Origin of the sequence: Candidatus Nitrosotenuis uzonensis, from assembly GCF_000723185.1 — an archaeon.
GTDB lineage: Archaea > Thermoproteota > Nitrososphaeria > Nitrososphaerales > Nitrosopumilaceae > Nitrosotenuis > Nitrosotenuis uzonensis.
In genome coordinates this window covers 1-1,731 of record NZ_CBTY010000012.1, presented here as the reverse complement: position 1 = coordinate 1,731, position 1,731 = coordinate 1, and the positions used below count along the sequence as shown (strand labels likewise).

Annotated in this window: 1 protein-coding gene; it reads right to left on the bottom strand. The window is 40.4% G+C overall.

Annotated features, from left to right (window positions below; genetic code table 11):
* Positions 1–1,700: tetratricopeptide repeat protein (locus NITUZ_RS09575; RefSeq protein WP_244443863.1), on the bottom strand; the 1,700-nt coding region annotated here is incomplete at its 3' end.
* Between the last annotated feature and the right edge of the window lie 31 nt (positions 1,701–1,731).

The window sequence follows — 1,731 nt, the reverse complement described above, 5'->3', positions numbered from 1 at the left end:
TCGTAGTACTGCGGGTTTATCTGCAGAGCCTTGTCAAAGTAATAGATAGCATCCTGATGTTTTGAGATTTTGGAATAAACAATTCCTTTGTAGTAAATGGTAGAATCATTCTTTGGATTCTTTTCCAGTATTGTATCTAGGATTTGAATTGACCTATCATTATAATTAACCTGTGATAATGTCTTTGCTTGTTCCAACAATACTGTGATCGTCCCACCTCCATTCAGAACTAGCCGGTCAAAACACTCCAAGGCATCCTCGTATCTTTCCAATCTGTTCAGTATTAGCGCTTTATCAAATAATGCGGCAAGATGCACATGATTATTCTCCAATATGTCGTCATAAAGCGATATTGCGTTTTCATATCGGCCAAGATTTGCATTAGATTTTGCACATGCATATTTTGCATCAATGTGATTGGGTGCCAGTTTGAGTGCTGCATCAAAACACTGTATCGCATCATCATCACGATTAAGATTTGCAAGAAGGATGCCTTTGTGGTACAGTGCGTGTACATAATGCGAATCAAGCCTCAGTGCCTCATCGTAGCACTGTAGAGCTCTATCATAATGTCCCAATTCTTGCAAAGAAACTCCCTTATCCGACCAAGCGTTGGAAAATCTTGGGTTTATGCTCAGAGCTGCATCAAACGACTTGATTGCTTCGATATGGCGGCCAGAAGCTGCAAGGGCTACTCCTTTGTTGTAAAGTGCCAGTGTGTTTGTTGGGTTTATTTCAAGTGCCTTGGTGTAGTAGGAAATAGCATCATCGATCATGCCCAATGCAGATAATGCATATGCCTTGTTGTAGAGCCCATCATGGTGGTTGGGGGCAATTTCTAACAGTATGTTAAAAGATTCAAGAGCTTTTTCGTACAGGTCAGAGTTTAACAAAGCAGTACCTCTGTGGAATAATGATTCAATATCTTCTGGTTTAATCTTAAGGGCTAGATCAAATTGTTTTACTGCCTGATCGTATTTTTGATGTGAAAGTAAGAGCATACCCTTATGGCGTAATGCAATCACGTTGTTAGGGTCAAGTCTGAGAACTTGATCAAGCGTACGTTCTGCGTTAGCATAATCTCCCAGGTTGTAAAGCGCTACTGCTTTGTGTTGCAAAAGATGCGTGTTTTCAGGCGATAAAAGCAATGCACTCTCAAAACATCTAACAGCATCAGAATGGTTTTCAAGAACACTCAGTGTAAGTCCTTTTTGATATAGTACATCAAAATAATCAGGGTTTATGCTCAGAGCTGCATCAAACGACTTGATTGCTTCGATATGGTTGCCAGAAGCTGCAAGGGCTACTCCCTTGTTGTAAAGTGCCAATGTGTTTGTTGGGTTTATTTCAAGTGCCTTGGTGTAGTAGGAAATAGCGTGTTCAAATTTTTCCTGTCCATACATGCAATAACCTGCACTTACAAGAGCTGTCTCGTTTGAGGGATCATTTTCAAGTGCCTTCTCAAAATACTGCAATGCCTCCTCGTGATGTCCAAGCTGCGACAATATCGTACCTTTTCCACATAATGCGTCCTCGCTTGTAGATTTAAGCGCTAGTACTTTATCAAAAAGTACCAGTGCATTGTTTTTCTGTCCCAACTTGTCAAACAAAAAAGCATTTGCAAGAATTGCATCAAGATGGTGTGGGTTTGTGGCAAGTGCTTTTTCAAGAAACTCTAATGCTTCAGAATGTCTTCCCATTCCATCCAGCAACAATCCTTTACGATATAGC